The sequence below is a fragment of the Acinetobacter legionensis genome (genome assembly GCF_048552295.1).
Classification (GTDB): Bacteria; Pseudomonadota; Gammaproteobacteria; order Pseudomonadales; family Moraxellaceae; genus Acinetobacter.
Window position 1 is genome coordinate 18,660 of the sequence record NZ_JBIMCW010000035.1, and the last position, 20,934, is coordinate 39,593.

The following is a 20,934-nucleotide window of genomic DNA, read 5'->3' on the forward strand; positions in this document are numbered from 1 at the left end:
TAGGAATTAAGTGTGTCGAGAAGAATATTAGTGACGGGATCTAGTCGAGGGATTGGCAAAGCAATTGCTTTAGCTTTAGCAAAATCTGGTTTTGATGTGGTTGTGCATGCACGTTCTAGACGTGCTGATGCTGAGCAAGTGGTCGCAGAAATCCAAGCTTTGGGGCAAAACAGTTATGCGCTACTTTTTGATGTCACACAACGTGAAAACACCCGACAGATACTGGAACAAGATATCGAGCTTTATGGTGCATTTTATGGTGTGGTGCTAAATGCAGGTTTAACCCATGATGGTGCATTTCCAGCTTTAACCGACAATGACTGGGATGAAGTAATTTCAACCTCATTGGATGGTTTTTATAATGTATTAAAACCTTTAGTGATGCCGATGATTCGCCTAAAACAAGGCGGGCGTATTGTGACGCTTTCTTCTGTTTCTGGCATTATGGGGAATCGTGGTCAAGTCAATTATAGTGCGGCAAAAGCGGGATTGATTGGTGCGACCAAAGCTTTGGCTTTAGAACTGGCAAAAAGAAAAATTACGGTGAATTGCGTTGCACCGGGATTGATTGAAACGGAAATGGTCACAGAAGAAGTAAAAGAACATGCTTTAAAAATGATTCCATTACAACGTATGGGACAGGTCGATGAAGTGGCGCATACGGTGAACTTTCTCTGTTCTGATCACGCAAGTTATATTACTCGGCAAGTGATTTCGGTGAATGGGGGACTGATTTAATGAAACGTGTTGTTGTGACGGGAATGTCGGGAATCACTTCACTGGGTGAAACGGCAGATGAAGTTTTTGCCCAATTCCAAGCGTCAAAAAATGGCATTCGTGTGATGCCTGATTGGGATATTTATACCGATCTACGTTGCAAAATTGCAGGCCCAGTAGCGCACTTTGATATCCCTAAACATTTTAATCGTAAAGTGACACGAGGTATGGGACGAGTTGCATTGATGTCGGTGATTTGTGCTGAAAAAGCATTGGCAGATGCAGGCTTGATCGATCATCCTATTTTGAAAAGTGGCGATGCTGGGGTTGCTTTTGGCTCCTCTGCGGGGAGTGTCGATGCAGTCAAAGAGTTTGGGAAAATGCTCATAGACAACGACATGAGTCAGTTAAACGCGACCACGTATATCCGAATGATGTCACATACCAGCGCTGTGAATATGACGGTTTATTTTGGTTTAAAAGGTTTAACCTTACCCACATCAAGTGCCTGTACTTCAGGTTCAATGGCCATCGGACAGGCATTTGAAGCGATTAAATTAGGTAAACAAAAGCTGATGCTTGCGGGTGGTGCTGAGGAACTCAGCGCGACAGGTTCAGCAGTATTTGATGTGTTGTTAGCCACCAGTGGGATGAACGATACACCTGAAAAAACACCACGTCCATTTGATAAAGATCGTGATGGTTTGGTAATTGGTGAAGGTGCTGGCTGTTTAGTGCTAGAAGAATATGAACATGCACTGGCACGTGGTGCAACAATCTATGCAGAAGTCATCGGTTATGCCAGCAATACGGATGGTGAGCATGTCACTCGTCCAAATTCAGAAATGATGGAAAGATGTATGCGCATGGCACTTAAAGATGCCGCAATTTCTGCGCAAGAGATTGATTATATTAACGCACATGGGACTTCGACAGATCAAGGCGATGTTGCAGAAACTCAAGCCACTGCACGTATATTTGGTAAAAAACCGATCAGCTCATTAAAAAGTTATTTTGGACATACTCTTGGTGCATGTGGTGCAATCGAAGCTTGGCTGAGTATAGAAATGCTGCAACGCCAACAGTTTATCCATACTTTAAATTTGGATGAAATTGACCCATTATGTGGTGATTTGGATTATATCGTGCGAGAGCCACGAGATATGAATGCAAAAACCATCATGACCAATAATTTTGCATTCGGAGGGATCAACACCTCCATTATTTTAAAACATACTTAAAAGAGGAAAAAAACGATGTCATTTAAACACTTGGTTGTTGTTTCAACTTTATGCTTTGGTGGAATCGTCTCTGCACAAGCTGCGGACACTGTCCATAATCTCAATTTTAAAGAAGCTGTAGATCGAGCTGTGGCTGATGGATTTTTAGATGGATCCGTAAAATTTTATCTTGCTGGAACTAAATCTGGCGGTCAAGTTTTAGAAAAAGCGGTTGTTAGCAATAAAAAAACCAATGGTTTTGGAAAGTCTGCGGAAAAGGCTTGTGATCATGTATTACGTTCAGCATTAATCCAATTGCAAAGCGCAGCAAAAGATAAAGGTGCTAATGCAGTGACCAATATTGTGAGCTATTTCAAAGCAAATGAATCAAAAAACACCACCACATATCAATGTTATAAAGGTACAGCACTTGCGAGTGTGGCTTTAAAAGGCGATATCGTTAAATTCTAAGCTGTAAACATGTGCCAATGTCTAGTAATCTTTTAGAATAAGATATGGATATTGGCTCATACTTTTGAATCTATTAAAAAAAATAATATTTAACGATTAAAAATTTCATTAGCCTATTCAATTAAATGTCCCGTGCATTGTGTCGAAATTTTTTTGATTTGTGCCGTATCCAGTTCTAAGTTATCCCATTTGCACATTTGTTGAATAATCCATTCAAAATCATCTGGTTTTGGTCGGTCCTGTGTACCAAAAGAGCGAATAATATTTTGTATTTTATGAAACGCATAGGTATGCACTAGATGAGAACAATTGAAACGGATGATGTCACTCACTTCTAGCATATGCCATATGGGTTGTAGTGATTGCAAGGTGCTTAAATCATGTTGTGCCTTTTGAATCGCCGTCTGCAATGCATTTAACGTATTCGGATGCTTGTTTGCCCATTCATGGGTGGTGGCTAAAACTTTATCCGCCACTTCAGGAATAATCTGTTTACTCTCAGCAATTACATAACTATAACCTTCAATCTGCGATTGGATATTCCACGGTTCACCGACACAAAATCCATCAATGAGTTGTGATGAAATCGCATCCACCATATAGGAAGGGGGCAGTGTGGAGGGTTGGTATTTTTTTGCCAAGTCTGGATCTGCCAAAGCCAACCACTCTCTTAAACAATAATGGTGGATGGACTGTTTAAATACATGGGCCAGTTGTATTTTGTCGCCTTGTTTTAAGGCTTGAACTACTTTCACTGCTGACGCTTGCGCAGTATCTTGCGTGTGAATTTTTAACTCATAGCAGAGTTTTTGGCTCAAGCTGATAAATGCACGATTGGTGCTCAACACCAATGAGGTTTGTAAGGGAATACCCAGCTGATCATTGCCTGTCGCAGCAGCGGGAAGCATGGCAGAAAGACAATGTGCGGCATCTAAAATGCCAAAAGCTAAACGATCACGTAAACTGGCCCAAGAAGGCTCTTTCACCAACCTAACCTTCAGACCTTGCTCAGTAAAATAACCTTGATGTTGTGCCCAAAGTATTGCAGTGCAATCCAGCAAAGGAATATAGCCTAATTCAATGTCCGTGGTTTCAAGTGTGTTCATTGTTTATTCCTTGAAATTTGCTTGGAGCAAGGCTTGAGCATCGATTAACTTTCTTGCCATTTCCCCCATGGTGATACGGTGACTCATGGCGTTTTTTCGTAACAAACTGAAAGCTTGTTCTTCTTCAATTTGATGCATCTGCATCAGCATCACTTTGGCTTTTTCAATATCTTTACGGTCAGCAAGTTTGCATTTGGTTTCATTGAGATCTTTTAAGAGCTTTTTATGTTTTTTAAATTGCTCAATCGAAATTTCTAAAATACTTTCCAGTTTTTCAGGATCAATCCCATCAACAATATAGGCGGTTACACCCGCTTCAATAGCACTTTTGATGGTGTCTTTTTGCGAGTTTTTAGTGAAAAGCACAGTGGGTAAATCAAACTGACTTACACAGCTTTCAATAATATCTCGATGTGGATGGTCCATATCCAGCAAAATCACATCAGCATATAAGTGATGAAGATCGGTACTATTTAAATGGTCAATCATCAGACATGCGACCACCTCGAAATCATGTTCGATCAAAGAGGATTTGATAAAAGATGCCCGCTCTATATCATCATCGATCAAGGCAATTCTTAATTTTGGCATGTCGCTACTCAAGTATGTCCTGACATGAACTTTCAGCATATAAGCAATTTAGATGCCAATATTTCGCATGAATAGTGCTGTTTTAAAGCATAGTCACAGAATGTTAAAGAAAATTGATGCACTTTATTGACGCAATTTGCCTTCTAAACATGCAGTTTTATGATTTACATTTTATCCGTGCGGATAAAAAGCATGAACGTGTATCACAGGATAAAGGTACAACTATTCAATCATAAGTACTGAGTATTCAAGCAAAATAAAAAATTAGATATTTAGAAATATTAAACTGGCATGAACTATGCATAGTTTAAATCAAGTCAATGAAGACTTTCAAAATTTGTAAGACGGCCAACGACGTCCCGTTTGGCCTATGATCGGGTACATTTGACTGAATATTTCACAGGTAAATCTGTCAAAGATTTAACTCTTTGTCGTGCGGACTTTGCAGATGCTTATGGAATTGACCTGCGTTTAAATACCAAAGCCACTCATCTTGATACCATCCATAAATGCATCACCACCGATCATGGCGATGTGATCAAGTATGACAAATTGGTGCTTGCGACGGGTTCCTATGCTTTTGTTCCACCAATTTCGGGGCATGATCGTAAAAACTGTTTTGTTTACCGTACCATTGATGATTTAGATGCAATACGGGCAGCAAGTCTATCTGCAAAATCTGGTGTGGTGATTGGGGGGGGGTTACTCGGTTTAGAAGCCGCGAAAGCACTTCGTGATTTAGACTTAGAAACCCATGTCGTTGAATTTGCACCTCGTTTAATGGCAGTACAAATTGATGATTTGGGCGGGAAAGTTTTACGGTCCAAAATTGAAAATTTAGGGGTAAAGGTTCACACGCAAAAGGCCACTTCATCGATAGAAGATGGCGTGAATAGCACCCATGTGATGAAGTTTGCGGATGGTTCAGAACTTGAAACAGATATTATTCTATTTTCTGCAGGGATTCGCCCGCGTGATGAGTTGGCCCGCCAATGTGGCTTAGCGTTAGGTGAACGTGGCGGTATCGCGATTAATGATTACTGCCAAACCTCCGATGCAGATATTTATGCGATTGGTGAATGTGCATTATGGAACAATAAAATCTATGGTTTAGTTGCACCCGGTTATGACATGGCAAGGATTGCAGCAAAACATGTGATGCAACAAAGTTGCCCCACATTTGCTGGCGCAGACATGAGCACCAAGTTAAAACTGATGGGTGTCGATGTGGCATCGGTAGGCGATGCGCATGCCATGACTGCAAATGCATTGAGCTATTTCTATGCTGATGAGGATGCAATGGTCTATAAAAAGATCGTGGTCAATGCAGAGAAAACCCAATTACTTGGTGCGGTACTGGTTGGTTGTGCCAAAGAATATAACGACTTATTGCAAATGATGTTGAATGGCTTAGCGATACCAGAAAATCCAGAAAGTTTAATCATGCCAGGCTATGCACAATCTACGGCAAAAGCGGGAAGTAGTGGTGTAGATTTATTGCCAGACAGTGCCACGATTTGTTCATGTAATAACGTGTCTAAAGCAGATATTTGTAGTGCCATTGCCGAGGGTTCGACCTCATTAGGTGCGTTAAAAAAATGTACCAAAGCCGCAACCGCATGTGGTGGATGTGCACCCTTAGTGACCCAAGTTTTAAAATCTGAATTACAACGCCAAGGGGTAACGGTCAATAATCATCTTTGTGAACACTTTGCTTACTCACGCCAAGAGTTGTATCACTTGGTACGGGTCAATGAAATTAAAACTTTTGATGATTTGATTCAACAACATGGGCATGGTTTAGGTTGTGATATTTGCAAACCGACAGTAGCCAATATCTTGGCATCTTGTTGGAATGACTTTGTTCTCACTGCAAATCATGCTGGGTTGCAAGATAGTAACGACTACTACCTAGGCAATATTCAAAAAGATGGTTCTTATTCTGTTGTACCGCGTATGGCAGGTGGTGAAGTGACACCAGATGGTTTGATTGCAGTTGGGCAGATTGCCAAAGAATATGGTTTATATACCAAGCTAACCGGTGGGCAACGGGTAGACTTATTTGGAGCACAAGTCCATCAATTGCCAGAAATTTGGGAAAAGCTGATCAATGCTGGTTTTGAGTCTGGTCATGCCTATGGCAAGTCATTACGTACCGTTAAATCTTGTGTTGGGAGCACATGGTGTCGTTATGGTGTCGATGACTCGGTCGGTTTAGCCATCTTCCTTGAAAATCGCTACAAAGGTTTGCGTTCCCCACATAAATTAAAAATGGCAGTTTCGGGCTGTACACGAGAGTGTGCCGAAGCACAAAGCAAAGATGTTGGGGTGATTGCCACTGAGAAAGGCTGGAACTTATATGTTTGTGGCAATGGGGGAATGAAACCTCGCCATGCAGAACTTTTAGCTTCTGACCTAGATACGCAAACTTTAATTCAATATATCGACCGCTTCTTTATGTTCTATATCCAAACAGCGGATCGTTTACAACGGACTTCGGTATGGCGTGACAACATGGAAGGTGGTTTGGATTATCTAAAAGATGTTGTTGTGCATGATTCTTTAGGAGTTGCTGCTGAACTAGAACGCCGAATGAGCCATGTGGTGGGTACTTATCAAGACGAATGGCGAACTGCGGTGGAAGATCCTGAAGTCCGTAAACGTTTTGTGACCTTTATTAATGCCAAAGCTGAGCAACAGCAAGATCCACATATTCAGTTTGCTCAAGTACGTGGGCAAATTCGCCCAAAAACTGACTCAGAACGTGATCAGAGCCGTATTCCTGTAGTTGAAGCATAAGCATATGAATACTTGCTTTATTGGCCTTACTCCACAATTCCACAGCTTAAAACAAGCCTTGTGGAAGAGCTGATAAACGTTGTTAAAAGGACAAACACAATGACCATTTTAAAAGATATGAACGAACTCGACTGGCTCGATATTTGTGCATTGCAAGACATTACGCCCAATACTGGTGTAGGCGCGTTGCTCGGGCAACAACAAGTGGCTATTTTTCGGGTAGGCAGTGAAAAGCGTGTGTATGCGCTGAGCAACCAAGACCCATTTAGCAAAGCCTTTGTTATGTCACGTGGAATAATTGGTGATTTACAAGGTGAACGTGTAGTTGCATCACCGATTTATAAGCAACATTTTAGTTTAGCAACAGGCCGTTGTTTAGAAGACAAAGATCAAAAATTACTGGTTTTTCCAAGCAAAATTGAAAATGGTCGTGTCTGGGTCAGTCCAACCCCACAAAAAACTTATATCACCAATAATGGTACGGCTCAGGAAAAAATCAATTTAGTTCTGGTGGGGAACGGATTGGCAGGAATGCGTTGCTTGGAAGATTTGCTTGATATGGCACCTGATCGTTATGAAGTGACGGTGATTGGTGAGGAGCCTTGGGGGAACTATAACCGGATTATGCTGTCGCCTGTCTTATCAGGGGATAAAACCATTGACGACATTATGCTGCACCCCCATTCATGGTATGCGGATAAAAATATTCGCTTTATTGCGGGTGATGCTGCGTTACGTATTGACCGTCCTCGTAAGCAAGTTTATACCGAAAAAGGTGTGGTGGTGAGCTATGACCGTTTGATTTTAGCAACGGGTTCAAAACCATTTATTCCACCGGTCAAAGGCGCAGCATTGGATGGCGTTTTGAGCTTTCGTGATATTTATGATGTCAATAATATGCTCGACTACTGTAAATCTAAAAATAATGCAGTGGTGATTGGTGGGGGGCTATTGGGGCTAGAAGCCGCATATGGTTTAAAGCAACGTGGTATGAATGTGACGGTTTTGCATTTGATGGATCGTATTATGGATCGCCAACTTGATGCCAAGTCCAGTCAAATGTTGAAAACAGCAATTGAGCAAAAAGGTATTCCGATCATCACAGAAGCCAATACAGAAGAATTACTTGGTGAAAATGGTCATGTCACCCAGGTTCGGTTACAAGATGGCACACTTTTAGATGCAGATCTGGTGGTTTTTGCCGTGGGTATTCGTCCCAATATGGCTTTGGCACAAAGTGCGGGTTTACGCTGTAATCGCGGTGTGTTGGTTAATGACACCATGCAAACCTATGATCCAAGTATTTATGCAGTGGGTGAATGTATTGAGCATCGTAACCAAACGTTTGGTTTGGTAGAACCTTTATGGGGGCAAGCCTTTATCTGCGCATCACATTTGGCCGAACACGGCAGTTTGACCTTTAAAGCACCGACGGTTCCTACCCAGTTAAAAGTCAGTGGTTGTGATGTTTTTTCAGCAGGCCGTATTGATTTAGAAAACAGTCAGCCTATAGAAGATTTCGAAGACATTATTCTGAATGATGAAAAACGTCAAATCTACAAACGCATTATTATTCAAAAAGATAAAGTCGTTGGTGCGGTCCTGTTTGGTGATACAGAGGATGGCACTTGGTACGCTGAATTGATTGCTGATCAAACCCCAATTTCTTCGATTCGCAATAAATTGTTATTTGGTCGGGATTTTGCATTAAAAAAAGCAGACTGATTTATATCGCTTAACCCCTTCATCTTAAAAGGAGGGGAAGATTAAATGAAAGCCATATTCAAGTGAATGTATAGCATTGAGGAGCACAGCAGCAATGAATAGTATCCCTGTAATGGAACTGCCGAGCTCCACAGAATATAAGATCACAAGCACACAAACCACTTGTCCTTACTGTGGTGTAGGCTGTGGTGTCACAGCAACAGTGCAAGACACTACGCTAGGACAAAAAGTTTCTGTGGTTGGCGATGTTAAGCATCCCTCGAATTACGGAAAACTGTGTATTAAAGGCAGTAATTTGGCTGATACGCTGGGGTTGGGCACACGTGTTTTACAGCCGATGCTTGGACGTCATCCCCATCAGCAAGTTACAGATTGGGATAGCGCTACAGGTTTAATCGCCAATAAATTCCAACACTATATCGAGCAATATGGTCGTGACAGTGTCGCATTTTATGTTTCTGGTCAGTTGTTGACAGAAGACTATTATGTGGTAAATAAATTCGTTAAAGGCTATTTGGGTACAGCCAATATCGATACCAATTCAAGATTGTGTATGTCTTCGGCAGTTGCTGCACACAAGCGTGCTTTTGGTGAGGATTTGGTACCTGCAAGTTATGACGATTTTGAACATACTGACATGGTGATTTTGGTCGGTTCAAATACAGCATGGTGTCATCCCGTGATGTATCAACGCATCATGCAAGCCAAAGAATTAAGACAACAAAAGCAAAGTGATTTATTTGTGGTGGTGATTGATCCACGCTTTACGGCTACATGTGAAGCAGCTGATTTACATTTGCCTATTCTAATGGGTCAAGATGTTTGCTTGTTTAATGGGCTATTACAATATTTACATCAACATAACTATGCGGATAGCGCATTTATTGAGGAACATACTCAAGGGCTAGATACGGCACTAAAAAGTTCGCAAGCTGAAACAGATATCCAAGATGTTGCAGTGAAAACAGGAATTTCGCTAGAAAAACTTCAACTCTTTTTTGAAAAGTTTGCCCAAACTGAAAAAGTCATGACCCTATTTTCAATGGGGGTAAACCAGTCTTCACGTGGCGTGGACAAAGCCAATAGCATCATCAATTGTCATTTGTTGACGGGCAAAATTGGAAAGTTGGGTGCAGCTCCATTCTCTATGACAGGACAACCCAATGCAATGGGCGGACGTGAAGTGGGTGGGCTTGCCAATATGCTGGCAGCACACATGGACTTAGACAATCAACAACATCAACAGCTTGTACAAAATTTTTGGAACAGTCCAAGCATTGCCAAGCATATGGGATTAAAAGCAGTTGATCTTTTTGAAGCAGTGGAAAGTGGCAAGATTAAAGCAATTTGGATTATGGCAACCAATCCTGTAGTCAGCCTCCCCAATGCCGATCAGGTCAAACGTGCTTTAAACAGCTGTGAGTTTGTTGTAGTCTCCGATATTTGCAAAGATACCGACACTACTCAGTTTGCCGATGTGCTCTTACCTGCCTTGGGGTGGGGAGAAAAGGATGGTACGGTCACCAATTCAGAACGTCGTATTTCAAGACAACGTGCTTTTTTAGACCCGCCTGAGCAGGCCAAAGCGGATTGGTGGGCTGTGGCACAAGTGGCTCAAAAGCTCGGATTTACTGGCTTTGATTTTGCAAATAGCCACGAGATTTTTAAAGAACATGCTCTGTTATCTGCGTATCATAACGCAGAGATTAATGCGCGATCAAATACCCAAAGCTTTCGTTACTTCAATTTACAAGGTTTAACTGATCTTTCATTAGATGAATATGATCAATTGGAACCCATTCAATGGCCTGTGATCATGCGCAATCAGACTGAACATGCATTCGCACAATTGTTTTCACAGGGACAATTTAGTCATGCAGATGGCAAAGCTAAATTTATTGCCACAATGGCGATAGATCCAGTCCATCAAAGCACTGCTGAATATCCTTTAATTCTCAATACAGGACGGATTCGAGATCAGTGGCACACTATGACTCGCACAGGTTTATCTGCCAATTTAAGCACCCATAAAGCAGAACCCTTTTGTGAAATTCACCCCAATGATGCATTGAAGTATGGCTTGAAAGAAGGCGAATTGGTCGAAATCAAATCGGATTGGGGCAATTGTGTCTTGCGTGCTGTACTCAGTGACAATATCCGCCGTGGACAAATTTTCGCCCCGATTCATTGGAATGATCAATATGCTTCGGATGCACGTATTGGCAAAGTGGTCAATCCAGTGGTGGACGCAATCTCAGGGGAGCCAGAATTCAAACATACCCCTGTGTTGATTCAGCCATTTTATACCCAGTGGCAAGGGGTATTTTATGTTCGTGAAGGCTTTGAACACATTGTTAAAAATAGCATTGAAAATACGGTGTGGTGGACAAAAATTCAGACTGCCAAAGCAGTGCGGTATGAATTGGCAGATCGTCGTCGTTTTACCCACACCACCCAAAATCTCAAGCAACTTTTACCCTTTGACGATGAAAGTTTTGAATGGCTTAACTTGGAAGATCAAACTGCACATATCAGCCATAGTGTAGTGCTAAAAGAGGGGCGCCTTATTGCAAGTTTATATATCGCACCTAAAGCATTATTACCAGATCGTGATTGGGTCGCAAGTTTGTTTAAACGTGATCGTTTAAGTGCGATGCATCGTAAAGCCTTACTTGCTGGACAAGTCATGTCAATAGGCGATAGTGAGGGGCCATTGGTATGTAGTTGCTTTAAGGTAGGCAAAAATCGAATTATTGAAACCATTAAACAAAACAATATCAATCATGAAAAACAAGTGACTGCATGTTTAAAAGCAGGTGGTAATTGCGGTTCATGTCTACCTGAAATTCGCGGATTGATTAAAGCCTGTCAAGCGGAGCTTACTCTATGAAAAGAATTATAAAACCCAAGAAAGCTAAGCAATATCCACAAACTGATCTTGTGATTCTCGCTGGTGGTCAGGCGCGACGTATGAATGGGATCAATAAACTGTTACAGAAGTTTGATGATCAAATTCAACTCATCAAGATCCATCAACAATTAAAAAACCGAGTATCACAGGTCTGGGTCAATAGTCATCGCGATTATTCAATTTATCAGAAGCTTATTCCAAGTTTGTATTGCTATCAAGATGATGAAACTGGCTTTTATGGTCCTTTGATGGGAATTAAAAGTGCTTGGTCTTATGTTGAATCTGACTATGTACTTTTTGTGCCCTGTGATGTGACATTTATTCCACCTGAGGTCATTGAACGCTTACATGTCACTTTAGCGAGTCATCCTTTGGCAGAAGTGGCTTACGTCAATATCAATGGTAAAGCGTTATATCCATTTTGTTTATTAAAACGGAGCGCTTTCAATCGAATCTGTACTCATCTTGAACAAGGACAGCGCAGTTTAAAGATATGTTTTTCTGATTTGCACGCTCAGGAAGCATTATTTGAGAATCATGCACTGTTTTTCCACAGCATCAATTCTTTGGATGAATTACAACAATACCAACAGCTCAAGTTTTTAAATTGACTGGCTTAGTTTTGCTTAATTTTTTGCAAATCTCGGCATTTTTAATAGAGGTCAAATCGGTTTTAGCTCACATTTAGCTGTAGATGATCAAAGTTGGAACACTTTTTGCAATTTCAATGTCAATAAAATAGCGCAGATTTTAAGTATTAAAAAATCTTGAACTTAAATAGTGCTTGGGATGTGTATATGAATGCAATGACACAATACGAAGAGGGTGCCGCCTTTGTCGATCAATATGGTCGCACTAAGCGCAAACTCAGAATTTCAGTGACAGATCGCTGTAATTTTAAGTGTGTCTATTGTATGCCTGAACATCCAGAATGGATCAAAAAGCATAATTTACTCAGTTTTGAAGAACTGTATATTTTTTGCGAGTTTATGGTGCGACATGGGATTGAGCAGATTCGAATCACTGGTGGCGAACCATTAATGCGTAAAGGTGTGGTGCATTTCATTGATCAACTACAAAAATTAAAAAAACTGGGCCTAAAACGGATCTCAATGACTAGCAACGCACACTACCTTAAACAATACGCAACCCAGTTAAAACAAGCGGGTTTAGATGATTTGAATATTAGTTTGGACAGTTTAGATAAAGCACAATTTAAGGCCTTGACTCAAAAAGAGTTACAACCAGTATTAGAAGGCATTACAGCAGCACAGCAGGCAGGTTTTAAAATCAAGATCAATGCTGTATTGATCAAAGGAATCAATGATGATCAGGTTTTACCCTTAGCACATTGGTCCATTCAACAGCATCTTACAATGCGTTTTATCGAGTTTATGCCTTTAGATGGAGAGGGGCTTTGGACGCAAGCCGATATTGTCACTGAGCAGGAAATTTTAGAGCAATTAAAGCAAGACTTTACTGTCACTTTACAACAAGGACAATCTTCCGAGCCTGCACGACAGTATTTTATTAATGATTATCCTATTGGCATCATTTCGACCATAACCAATTCATTTTGTGGCACTTGTGACCGTATACGGTTAACAGCACAAGGTGATTTTTATAACTGCCTATTTGCTCCAAAGGGAATTAGCCTGAAAACACAAATTCAGGCATTGCACCATGATTCACATTATTTCGCTGAGACTCAGTTTGTTCAAAGTCACTCACCAAATGCAGTTGTATATTCGCCAATAAATCTAGAATTACCGCAACCCAGACAATTACAAGATACTTTGTCTGATTATATTTGGCAGAAAAAGCAAGGCTTTAATGAGATTCATCAACAGCTAAATTCAAAACATTCGTCATCTCGAAAAATCAGTATGTATATGATTGGAGGATAATATGTCAGATCCATTTAAAATTCTAAATACGCCAAATAATGTTAATCAACTGAAGAATATACCGCAGCAGATGACGGTAAAAATTGAATGCTTTGGTGCAATTGAACGTGTATTGCCAGCAGATTTAATCCTGCAATGTGAGTCAAACATGCTCATTTCTGATGTTTTAGAATACGTGGTGCGTGCATATCCAGACGCAGGAAAAATGATTCAACACTGTGCATGTGCAATGGGGGAAGACATTATTCCGCGTCAGACCCTATTAACATCTGATAGTACAGTTGTTTTACTGTCACCGGTTGCAGGAGGTTGAGATGAGTACATTTGATTCTACACTCAAGCAATTTAATAGGATTCAGGATACTCCTTTAACTCAGGAGAGTTTTGATCCGATCCTACACTTTCCTGAATGCGGTGGTATTGGCATCTTTATTGGAACAGTACGTAATCACCATGAAGGCAAAGCGGTGAAAGCATTGAAATATACGAGCTATGCGCCGGTTTCAGAAAAAATGATTCGTCAAATTGAGCAAGAGATTCAACAGAAATTCGCTGTGGCTTATGTACGGGTGATTCATCGTATTGGTACCTTAAATATCGGCGAAAAAGCCATTATTGCGATTGCTTATGCAGCACATCGACGTGAAGCCTTTGCCGCATGTGAAGAAGCGGTAGAACGAGTAAAACACGAAGTTCCTGTATGGAAAGAGGAGTTTTATTTAGATGGTAGTAGCCAATATGTTGCTGGGTGCTGTATTCGGAAAGATTATGTTGAACAGGATACAGCCACACAAACGGATTCATTGAGTCAACATGATTCTGAGCATAGTTGTGGGCGCGATTTTGAGCATAGGCATGGAGCCGCGCAGCATCATCATTCTTTACCAAGTCATTCCCATTACCAAGATTCACAGCACAGACATACAGCACAGAACAATCTACAACATGATGCAAAACAGAAAATGTTGCTGAGCAACCAGTGTGAACAGACGATTTACCAATGGCATATGTAAACCTGATTGAGTAACTCAGCTAAATATGTCTGGCCATGTAAGTAATATCGTAAGAGAAGGAACAGGCAATGAAAAATGTGAGTATGAAAGCAGAAAGCTACCGTACAGCCGTAGCAACAGGAATTTTATATGCACCTGCACATTGCATAGAACTATTACGCACTGGAAGTACAGAAAAAGGGGACGCACTAAAAACCGCACGTATTGCTGGAATTTTGGCAGCAAAACGCACTGATGAATTAATTCCTTTGTGCCATCCCTTACCGATCTATCGTGCAGATGTTGAATATGAGTTGCATGAAAAACATGTCGAAATTATTGCGACTGTCGAAACCATTGGTCCTACAGGTGTAGAAATGGAAGCACTCACGGCAGTCAGTCTAGCAGGCTTAACCTTATACGATATGCTTAAGCCGCACTGTGAACCTGAAGACTTATGCCTTGACCAATGTAAATTACAACTGAAAAAAGGCGGTAAATCACATTTTACCCGTGTATTGAAAGAGACTTTATCTGCATCGGTTATTGTCTTATCCGATACCGTGGCTTCAGGGAAAAAGCCTGATACAGCTGGGCAAAATGTTTTAGAAATTCTTGAAGAAGCCAATTTTAGTCAGGTGAATTATCAAGTAATTGCCGACTCTCCAGAACAGTTATTGGCGTTAATTGAACAACAAAAGAATCACTATCCACTTATTTTGACTGTGGGTGGAACAGGATTAGGCCCTAAAGATTTAACTGTTGAAACCATTCAACCTTTACTTAAACGTGAAATTCCAGGTTTGATGGAAGCTTCTCGTAGTTTTGGTCAAAGACGTACCCCTTATGCAGCACTCAGCCGAGGGGTCGCGGGCTATATTGACAATAGTTTGGTGATTACTTTGCCAGGCAGTCGCCAAGGTGCTAAAGAGTCACTGATTGCCATTCTACCAGCCTTGGTACATCTTTTTGATGTGCAAAAAAATATTCCACATCTTGGGGGCTATCAATGAATCAGATTGCGGTCGCTCATGATTGTGGCAATGAAAAAGGCTTGGTTTCAGTTGATCAAGCCTTGCAGTTACTTGTGGATCACACTCCAAGTCTAGGTAGTGAAACCATCCCCTTAAACCAAGCGCTTAATCGTTATGTTGCAGCAGATATTTTTTCAGAAATTAATTTACCCATTTTTTCGCAAAGTGCGGTAGATGGTTATGCGATCAATGCAAGTGCAGTGACTCAAACAGATTCTAAATTCGAATTGATTGGAGAGATTCGTGCAGGGCAAAGGGTTGAGGTCGAATTGAAACAAGGGCAAGCGATTCGAATATTTACAGGGACAAAAATCCCAGCAGGTACCACAACGGTTGCTCGACAAGAGATTGTTGAGCTCATCGATTTACACAATATAAAACTCACTGAGTCTTTAAACAGTCATGCTGATATTCGAGATGTTGGGGAAGAAGTTGCACTCGGTCAATTAATTGCATCAGCAGGACAAAAACTCAATGTCGGTGTTATTGCAGCACTCAGTATGGCAGGTGTAAAGCAAGTAGAAGTTTATCGTTATCCCAAAATTGCTGTGGTCGTTACAGGTGACGAAGTTGCAGATATGATCGAATGTTTAAATTCAGGCAAAATCTTTGATGCAAATACACCCATGATCCGCGCATGGTTTCAAACCCGAAATCAAACAGTTAATTTAATTCATGTTGAAGATATCGAACATCGTGTAATTCAGTTGTTTGATCGTCTTAAGGAACAATACGATTTAATCATTACTACAGGTGGGGTGTCTGTAGGAGATTATGATTTTGTTCGTCCCGCAGCATTAAAACTCGGTTTTCAGCAAATTTTTTGGAAGGTCAAACAAAAGCCGGGTAAACCGATGCTTTTCGCCAAGTATTCTCAACAAAAAAAACAAGGACAAGAAAGAAAAGGACAAGAAAGAAAAGGACAAGAAAGAAAAGGACAAGAACAGCAACAAGATCAAACTCACTGTTACCTATTGGGTTTACCCGGCAATCCTGCTGCGGTTTATATCGGTATGCAAGTCTATGTGGCGACTCTAGTGAATTCTTTACAGGGGCAAAAGCATCCACTCAATTGGATGACAGGCGTTATGAGTCATGCGCTGAAGTCTGATGCGCGAGAGCGCTTTTTAAGAATGCATGCTGTATTTGAACAAGGAAGATTAAGTTTGAAGAGTTTAACTAAACAGCAATCACATATGTTGAGTAATCTGATTGATGCCAATTGTATTGTGCGTATACCCTCAGATCAAAACATACAACAGGGGCAAGTCCTCCAAGGTTTATTTATTCAAGATTAGGGGATAAAAGATGCGTAGGTCGTTAAAAATGATCTTGGGCCTGTATTTTCTGCCGAGTATGAGCATATTACACGCTGAAACAATCAAAATTTATGCTGCAGCAAGCTTAACCAATGCGGTGACAGATATTGCTAAATTGTATGAGAAGCAGCAACCAGAGGTTAAAATAGTGACTGTTTTTGGTGCATCTTCAGCACTGGCAAAACAAATTGAGGCCGGTGCGCCCAGTGATATTTTCTTTTCTGCTGATCAGGACTGGATGAATTATTTAGTCCAAAAACAGAAGATTCAGGTAAATCAGGTTAAACCATTTTTGTTTAATCAATTGGTGTTGATTAGCCCTTTGCAAAGCAAACAACAGTTTAAAGCTGTGCCTACATTTAATTTTGCCCAATCATTTCAAGGGCATTTATGCACAGGGCAAATGGAGTCTGTGCCAGTAGGTAAATATGCCAAGCAAAGTCTGATTAAACTCAATTGGCTGAACAGTTTAAATGGTCGAATAGTGGGGACGGATGATGTTCGTTCAGCGTTGGCATTTGTTGAACGTAGTGAGTGTCAAGTGGGGATTGTGTACAAGACCGATGCATTGATCAGTAAAAAAATCAAAATTTCAGGAGTTTTTCCAAGCAACAGCCATCATCCAATTGTCTATCCGCTTGCTTTGACACAACAAGGTATCAACAATCAGTCAGCAGTGAAATTTAACCATTATTTAAAAGAAAATGCGCAAGCTAAAAAGATTTTTGTTCAGTATGGTTTTGGTTTATAGGATCCTACTTTATGCTAAGTTCAGAAGAGTGGAGTGCATTGTATTTGTCGGTGAAAGTGGGCTTCTTTGCAACTTTATTCTGTCTACCATTTGCAATCATGCTCGCTTGGATTTTGGCACGTTATCAATTTAGATTAAAGTTTGTGGTGGAAGCACTGTTACAAATGCCCATGGTGTTACCTCCAGTGGTTTTAGGTTATTTGCTTTTAATCCTGTTTGGTGCCAATGGCTGGATTGGACAATATCTCAATCAGTTAGGTATTCAATTGGCATTTAATTGGAAAGGAGCTGTTTTAGCCTCCATGATCGTGGCTTTTCCATTGATGGTGCAACCCATTCGGCTATCTTTTCAAATGATCAATCAGCAACTGGAACAGGTTGCAGGTTCTTTGGGTGCAAGCCCTGTACGGGTATTTAGCAGTATCAGCCTACCTTTGGCTTTACCCGGAATTTTAATTGGAAGTATTTTGTGTTTTAGTCGTAGCTTAGGTGAGTTTGGTGCAACCATTACTTTTGTGGGCAATATTCCCGATGAAACTCGGACCATTCCTATAGCAATTTACTCGCTGATTCAGCAACCTGATGGGGAGCAGGGCGCTATGCGTTTAGTGATCTTATCCATATTGGTTGCCTTTGGTGCTTTGATTGCAAATGCTTATATTCTTCAGAATTATCAGCGAAAATTGGGAGGCAAAGATGCTGCAATGTGATTTTCAATTTCAATATGCTGAGTTTAATTTAAAGATAAAGTTGCAAATGCAAAAACAATTGCTGGGCATTATGGGTGCATCAGGCAGTGGGAAATCAACATTCCTTAAAAACATTACCGGCTTGTTACAGCCACAACAGGGTTCAATTTTACTCAATCAGCAGTGTGTTTTCGACGATCAAAAAAAAATTAATTTACCCATGCACAAACGTCGAATCGCATTAGTCTTCCAAAATGCATGGCTGTTTCCACATATGAATGTGAAACAAAATCTAAAATATGCAGAAAATTTGTGTCCAGATCAGAACAAGAAATTTAGCTTTGATCAGATTGTTGATTTACTTCAACTCAAGCCGTTATTGCAACGTGCATCTTATCAATTGTCTGGTGGCGAGGCACAACGTATTTCGATTGGTCGCGCGCTCTTATCTTCTCCTGATTTATTGCTCTTGGACGAACCATTGACTGGGCTGGACTACAAATTAAAAGATCAAATTTTACCTTTTCTAAATAGCGTTAAACTAGAAACTCAATTACCCATGATTTATGTCACCCATCATGCCGATGAGCTGGCTTATTTAAATGCACAGGTGGTTTATATGGATCAGGGAAGCATCACTGAAATCCCAAAAACTCACTAATCTTGAATAATATTAGATCTTTTTATCCATGAAAAAGGAAGTATTGTCTGTTCAAATGTATTTAAATTTAAATGCAAGATACGCAGTACAAACTCTACATTTTGATAAACTCACCTTTATGAAATGGTCTAAATTCCATGATTTATAAGGTTTAGCTCATTTAGCAATGATCTAAAAATATACTTGTTCAAGATATCTATTAAATCACTTGGCGTAAATCACGTGCTGTTTCTTGCAGTAACGGTAAAATATGAGTAATTAAATAATCTTTTGTTGTGCGCATAGTGGGGGAGACAATATTTAATGCGGCCACGACTACTGCGTTTGAGTCATAAATTGGAACCGCAACAGCATGAACTCCCAATTCATGTTCTTCACATGAATAACACCAATCTTGTTCTTTAATCTCATGCAGTAATTCGATAAACGCCTCACTTTCTGTATAAGTATATTTAGTAAGACGTTTTAATGGATACTGGGCCAGCCATTGCTTTTGTTCTTCCACATTTAAATGCGCCAATAAAATTTTCCCCGCAGAAGTTGCATGTGCAGGAAGACGATTGCCTAAATGTAAGCCGTAAGGATTAACACGGTCTGTTTGCTGATGTGCGGCACTACGTGCAATGGTAATTGCCTCATAACCATCTAATACCATCACCGAGTAAATCAGCGAAGTCTGATTGGTCAATAAGTTTAATAAAGGTTGGCAAATTTTGGGTAAAGGTGAACCATCTAAATAAGCACCAGAGAACTTTAAAATTTTGGGAGTTAAATAATAGTAATGTCCATCAAAGTCTAAATAGCCTAAGTACTCTAAGGTCAGTAACTGGCGACGCGCTGCTGCTCGGGTCATTCCTGTCTTTTCAGCCGCAGTACTGATATTCAAGCGATGTCGTTCAGGCCCAAAACATTCCAAAATCGCCAACCCTTTTGCAATCCCTGCAATAAAATCTTCATGGCGAATAATCTTTTTATTTTCAGAATGATGGATTAATCGGGTGGTTTTTTTGTGTTCATCGTCCATAACGCAGATCCTTAATTTAAAGCCAATTACATTAAAATTTTACTCAATCCAAATCAGACCGTTTTAGTGGGATAAAGTTCGATCATCGAACATAAAAAATAATGATCGAACAAAATCTAACTTTAAGCCTAGAAGTAAATACAAAATTTATCAAGAATAAAGATTAGAAATCCGAACAAAACACTCGGCTTAGTTTCATCGGTTTCTAGGATGAAATGAATGAGTGATTCAAAGTACAGGAAGTAGTCAGATGATTGATAAAAATGCCACCTCGTTGACTGAGGTTCTATCCCAAATCAAAGATGGTGCAACCATTATGATTGGTGGCTTTGGAACAGCAGGACAGCCCGCAGAGCTGATCGATGGGCTGATTGAACTTGGCGTTAAAGATCTGGTGATTGTCAATAACAATGCAGGCAATGGCGATTACGGTCTAGCGAAACTGCTTAAATCAGCTGCAGTCCGTAAAATCATTTGTTCTTTCCCCCGTCAGTCTGATTCTTGGGTATTTGATGAACTCTATCATGCAGGCAAGATCGAACTGGAACTGGTTCCTCAAGGTAATCTCGCCTGTCGTATTCAAGCCGCGGGGATGGGTTTAGGTGCAGTCTTTACCCCAACAGGCTTTGGTACTTTATTGGCAGATGGCAAAGAAACACGTCATATCGATGGCAAAGACTACGTACTTGAATATCCGATTAAAGCAGACTTTGCACTGATTAAAGCACATCAAGGCGACCGTTGGGGCAACTTGGTTTATAACAAATCAGCACGTAACTTTGGTCCAATCATGGCGATGGCTGCAGACGTCACTATTGCACAAGTATCAGAGGTGGTTGAACTGGGTCAGCTCGATCCTGAGCATATTATTACCCCAGGAATTTTTGTTCAGCATGTGGTTGCAGTTGATGCAGCCAATGGTAATGGAGAATAACAATGAGCTACCAAAAACTAAGCCGTGACCAAATTGCTGAACGTGTTGCCCAAGATATTCCCGATGGTGCATATGTCAATTTA

Annotated in this window: 18 protein-coding genes and 2 pseudogenes; 17 read left to right on the forward strand and 3 right to left on the reverse strand. The window is 40.6% G+C overall.

What is annotated here, in order from left to right; all coding sequences use genetic code 11:
- Nucleotides 1–12 precede the first annotated feature (12 nt).
- Genes ACG916_RS19220 through ACG916_RS19230 form a run of 3 tightly spaced genes read left to right on the forward strand, consistent with a single transcriptional unit; the run spans nucleotide 13 to nucleotide 2,408 of the window.
- Nucleotides 13–738 (forward strand): 3-ketoacyl-ACP reductase FabG2, encoded by a 726-nt coding sequence (locus ACG916_RS19220; RefSeq protein ID WP_004722179.1) that lies wholly within the window; start codon nucleotides 13–15, stop codon nucleotides 736–738.
- Nucleotides 738–1,958 (forward strand): beta-ketoacyl-ACP synthase, encoded by a 1,221-nt coding sequence (locus tag ACG916_RS19225; RefSeq protein ID WP_419328447.1) that lies wholly within the window; start codon nucleotides 738–740, stop codon nucleotides 1,956–1,958. Before ACG916_RS19220 ends, ACG916_RS19225 begins: the two co-directional genes overlap by 1 nt.
- A 15-nt stretch (nucleotides 1,959–1,973) precedes the next feature.
- Entirely contained in the window at nucleotides 1,974–2,408 is a 435-nt protein-coding gene (locus ACG916_RS19230) for an excinuclease (RefSeq protein WP_105713037.1), read from the forward strand.
- Nucleotides 2,409–2,521: 113 nt separating this feature from the next.
- On the opposite strand, the gene ACG916_RS19235 is transcribed toward ACG916_RS19230, so the two are convergent.
- Nucleotides 2,522–3,514: an ABC transporter substrate-binding protein gene (locus tag ACG916_RS19235; RefSeq protein ID WP_419328449.1), complete on the reverse strand. Its 993-nt coding sequence runs from the start codon at nucleotides 3,512–3,514 to the stop codon at nucleotides 2,522–2,524.
- 3 nt (nucleotides 3,515–3,517) lie between these two features.
- The gene (locus ACG916_RS19240; protein ID WP_419328451.1) at nucleotides 3,518–4,105 is read right to left on the reverse strand and encodes an ANTAR domain-containing response regulator; all 588 of its coding nucleotides are present in this window, start codon (nucleotides 4,103–4,105) and stop codon (nucleotides 3,518–3,520) included.
- Nucleotides 4,106–4,465: 360 nt separating this feature from the next.
- Between ACG916_RS19240 and nirB the strand changes: the two are divergent.
- The 12 genes and pseudogenes from nirB to ACG916_RS19300 all read left to right on the forward strand — a co-directional run.
- Nucleotides 4,466–6,904: pseudogene (gene nirB / locus ACG916_RS19245) on the forward strand (nitrite reductase large subunit NirB); the annotation flags it as partial.
- Between the two features lie 99 nt (nucleotides 6,905–7,003).
- A complete protein-coding gene (nirD, locus tag ACG916_RS19250; RefSeq protein ID WP_419328457.1) occupies nucleotides 7,004–8,629 on the forward strand; it encodes a nitrite reductase small subunit NirD in 1,626 nt (541 codons plus the stop codon).
- A 94-nt stretch (nucleotides 8,630–8,723) separates the two neighbouring features.
- Complete coding sequence (locus tag ACG916_RS19255; protein WP_419328459.1) at nucleotides 8,724–11,519, forward strand: molybdopterin-dependent oxidoreductase; 2,796 nt, start codon at nucleotides 8,724–8,726, stop codon at nucleotides 11,517–11,519.
- Nucleotides 11,516–12,151, forward strand: a complete 636-nt coding sequence (gene mobA / locus ACG916_RS19260; RefSeq protein WP_336952620.1) for a molybdenum cofactor guanylyltransferase — start codon at nucleotides 11,516–11,518, stop codon at nucleotides 12,149–12,151. The genes ACG916_RS19255 and mobA overlap by 4 nt, the downstream gene beginning before the upstream one ends.
- Before the next feature lie 186 nt (nucleotides 12,152–12,337).
- Nucleotides 12,338–13,447 carry a GTP 3',8-cyclase MoaA gene (gene moaA, locus ACG916_RS19265; protein WP_336952618.1) on the forward strand — a complete coding sequence of 370 codons (1,110 nt, stop codon included), beginning with the start codon at nucleotides 12,338–12,340 and terminating at the stop codon, nucleotides 13,445–13,447.
- 1 nt (nucleotide 13,448) lies between these two features.
- The gene (locus ACG916_RS19270; RefSeq protein ID WP_419328460.1) at nucleotides 13,449–13,760 is read left to right on the forward strand and encodes a MoaD/ThiS family protein; all 312 of its coding nucleotides are present in this window, start codon (nucleotides 13,449–13,451) and stop codon (nucleotides 13,758–13,760) included.
- 1 nt (nucleotide 13,761) lies between these two features.
- Nucleotides 13,762–14,460, forward strand: coding sequence for a molybdenum cofactor biosynthesis protein MoaE (locus ACG916_RS19275; RefSeq protein ID WP_419328462.1), 699 nt, complete (start codon nucleotides 13,762–13,764; stop codon nucleotides 14,458–14,460).
- Between the two features lie 68 nt (nucleotides 14,461–14,528).
- Nucleotides 14,529–15,452: a bifunctional molybdenum cofactor biosynthesis protein MoaC/MoaB gene (gene moaCB / locus ACG916_RS19280; protein WP_336952614.1), complete on the forward strand. Its 924-nt coding sequence runs from the start codon at nucleotides 14,529–14,531 to the stop codon at nucleotides 15,450–15,452.
- The gene (locus tag ACG916_RS19285) at nucleotides 15,449–16,771 is read left to right on the forward strand and encodes a molybdopterin molybdotransferase MoeA (protein ID WP_419328464.1); all 1,323 of its coding nucleotides are present in this window, start codon (nucleotides 15,449–15,451) and stop codon (nucleotides 16,769–16,771) included. The genes moaCB and ACG916_RS19285 overlap by 4 nt, the downstream gene beginning before the upstream one ends.
- A gap of 28 nt (nucleotides 16,772–16,799) precedes the next feature.
- Nucleotides 16,800–17,543, forward strand: coding sequence for a molybdate ABC transporter substrate-binding protein (modA, locus tag ACG916_RS19290; RefSeq protein WP_419328478.1), 744 nt, complete (start codon nucleotides 16,800–16,802; stop codon nucleotides 17,541–17,543).
- Nucleotides 17,544–17,554: 11 nt separating this feature from the next.
- Nucleotides 17,555–18,253: a molybdate ABC transporter permease subunit gene (modB, locus tag ACG916_RS19295; RefSeq protein ID WP_336952609.1), complete on the forward strand. Its 699-nt coding sequence runs from the start codon at nucleotides 17,555–17,557 to the stop codon at nucleotides 18,251–18,253.
- Nucleotides 18,240–18,893, forward strand: coding sequence for an ATP-binding cassette domain-containing protein (locus ACG916_RS19300; RefSeq protein ID WP_419328466.1), 654 nt, complete (start codon nucleotides 18,240–18,242; stop codon nucleotides 18,891–18,893). The genes modB and ACG916_RS19300 overlap by 14 nt, the downstream gene beginning before the upstream one ends.
- Before the next feature lie 199 nt (nucleotides 18,894–19,092).
- Here ACG916_RS19300 and pcaU read toward each other — a convergent pair whose 3' ends face one another.
- The gene (gene pcaU, locus ACG916_RS19305; protein WP_419328468.1) at nucleotides 19,093–19,917 is read right to left on the reverse strand and encodes an IclR family transcriptional regulator PcaU; all 825 of its coding nucleotides are present in this window, start codon (nucleotides 19,915–19,917) and stop codon (nucleotides 19,093–19,095) included.
- 250 nt (nucleotides 19,918–20,167) lie between these two features.
- On the opposite strand from pcaU, the gene ACG916_RS19310 reads away from it, so the two are divergent.
- Complete coding sequence (locus ACG916_RS19310) at nucleotides 20,168–20,851, forward strand: 3-oxoacid CoA-transferase subunit A (RefSeq protein WP_419328470.1); 684 nt, start codon at nucleotides 20,168–20,170, stop codon at nucleotides 20,849–20,851.
- 2 nt (nucleotides 20,852–20,853) lie between these two features.
- Nucleotides 20,854–20,934 (forward strand): annotated as a pseudogene (locus tag ACG916_RS19315) (CoA-transferase); the annotation flags it as partial.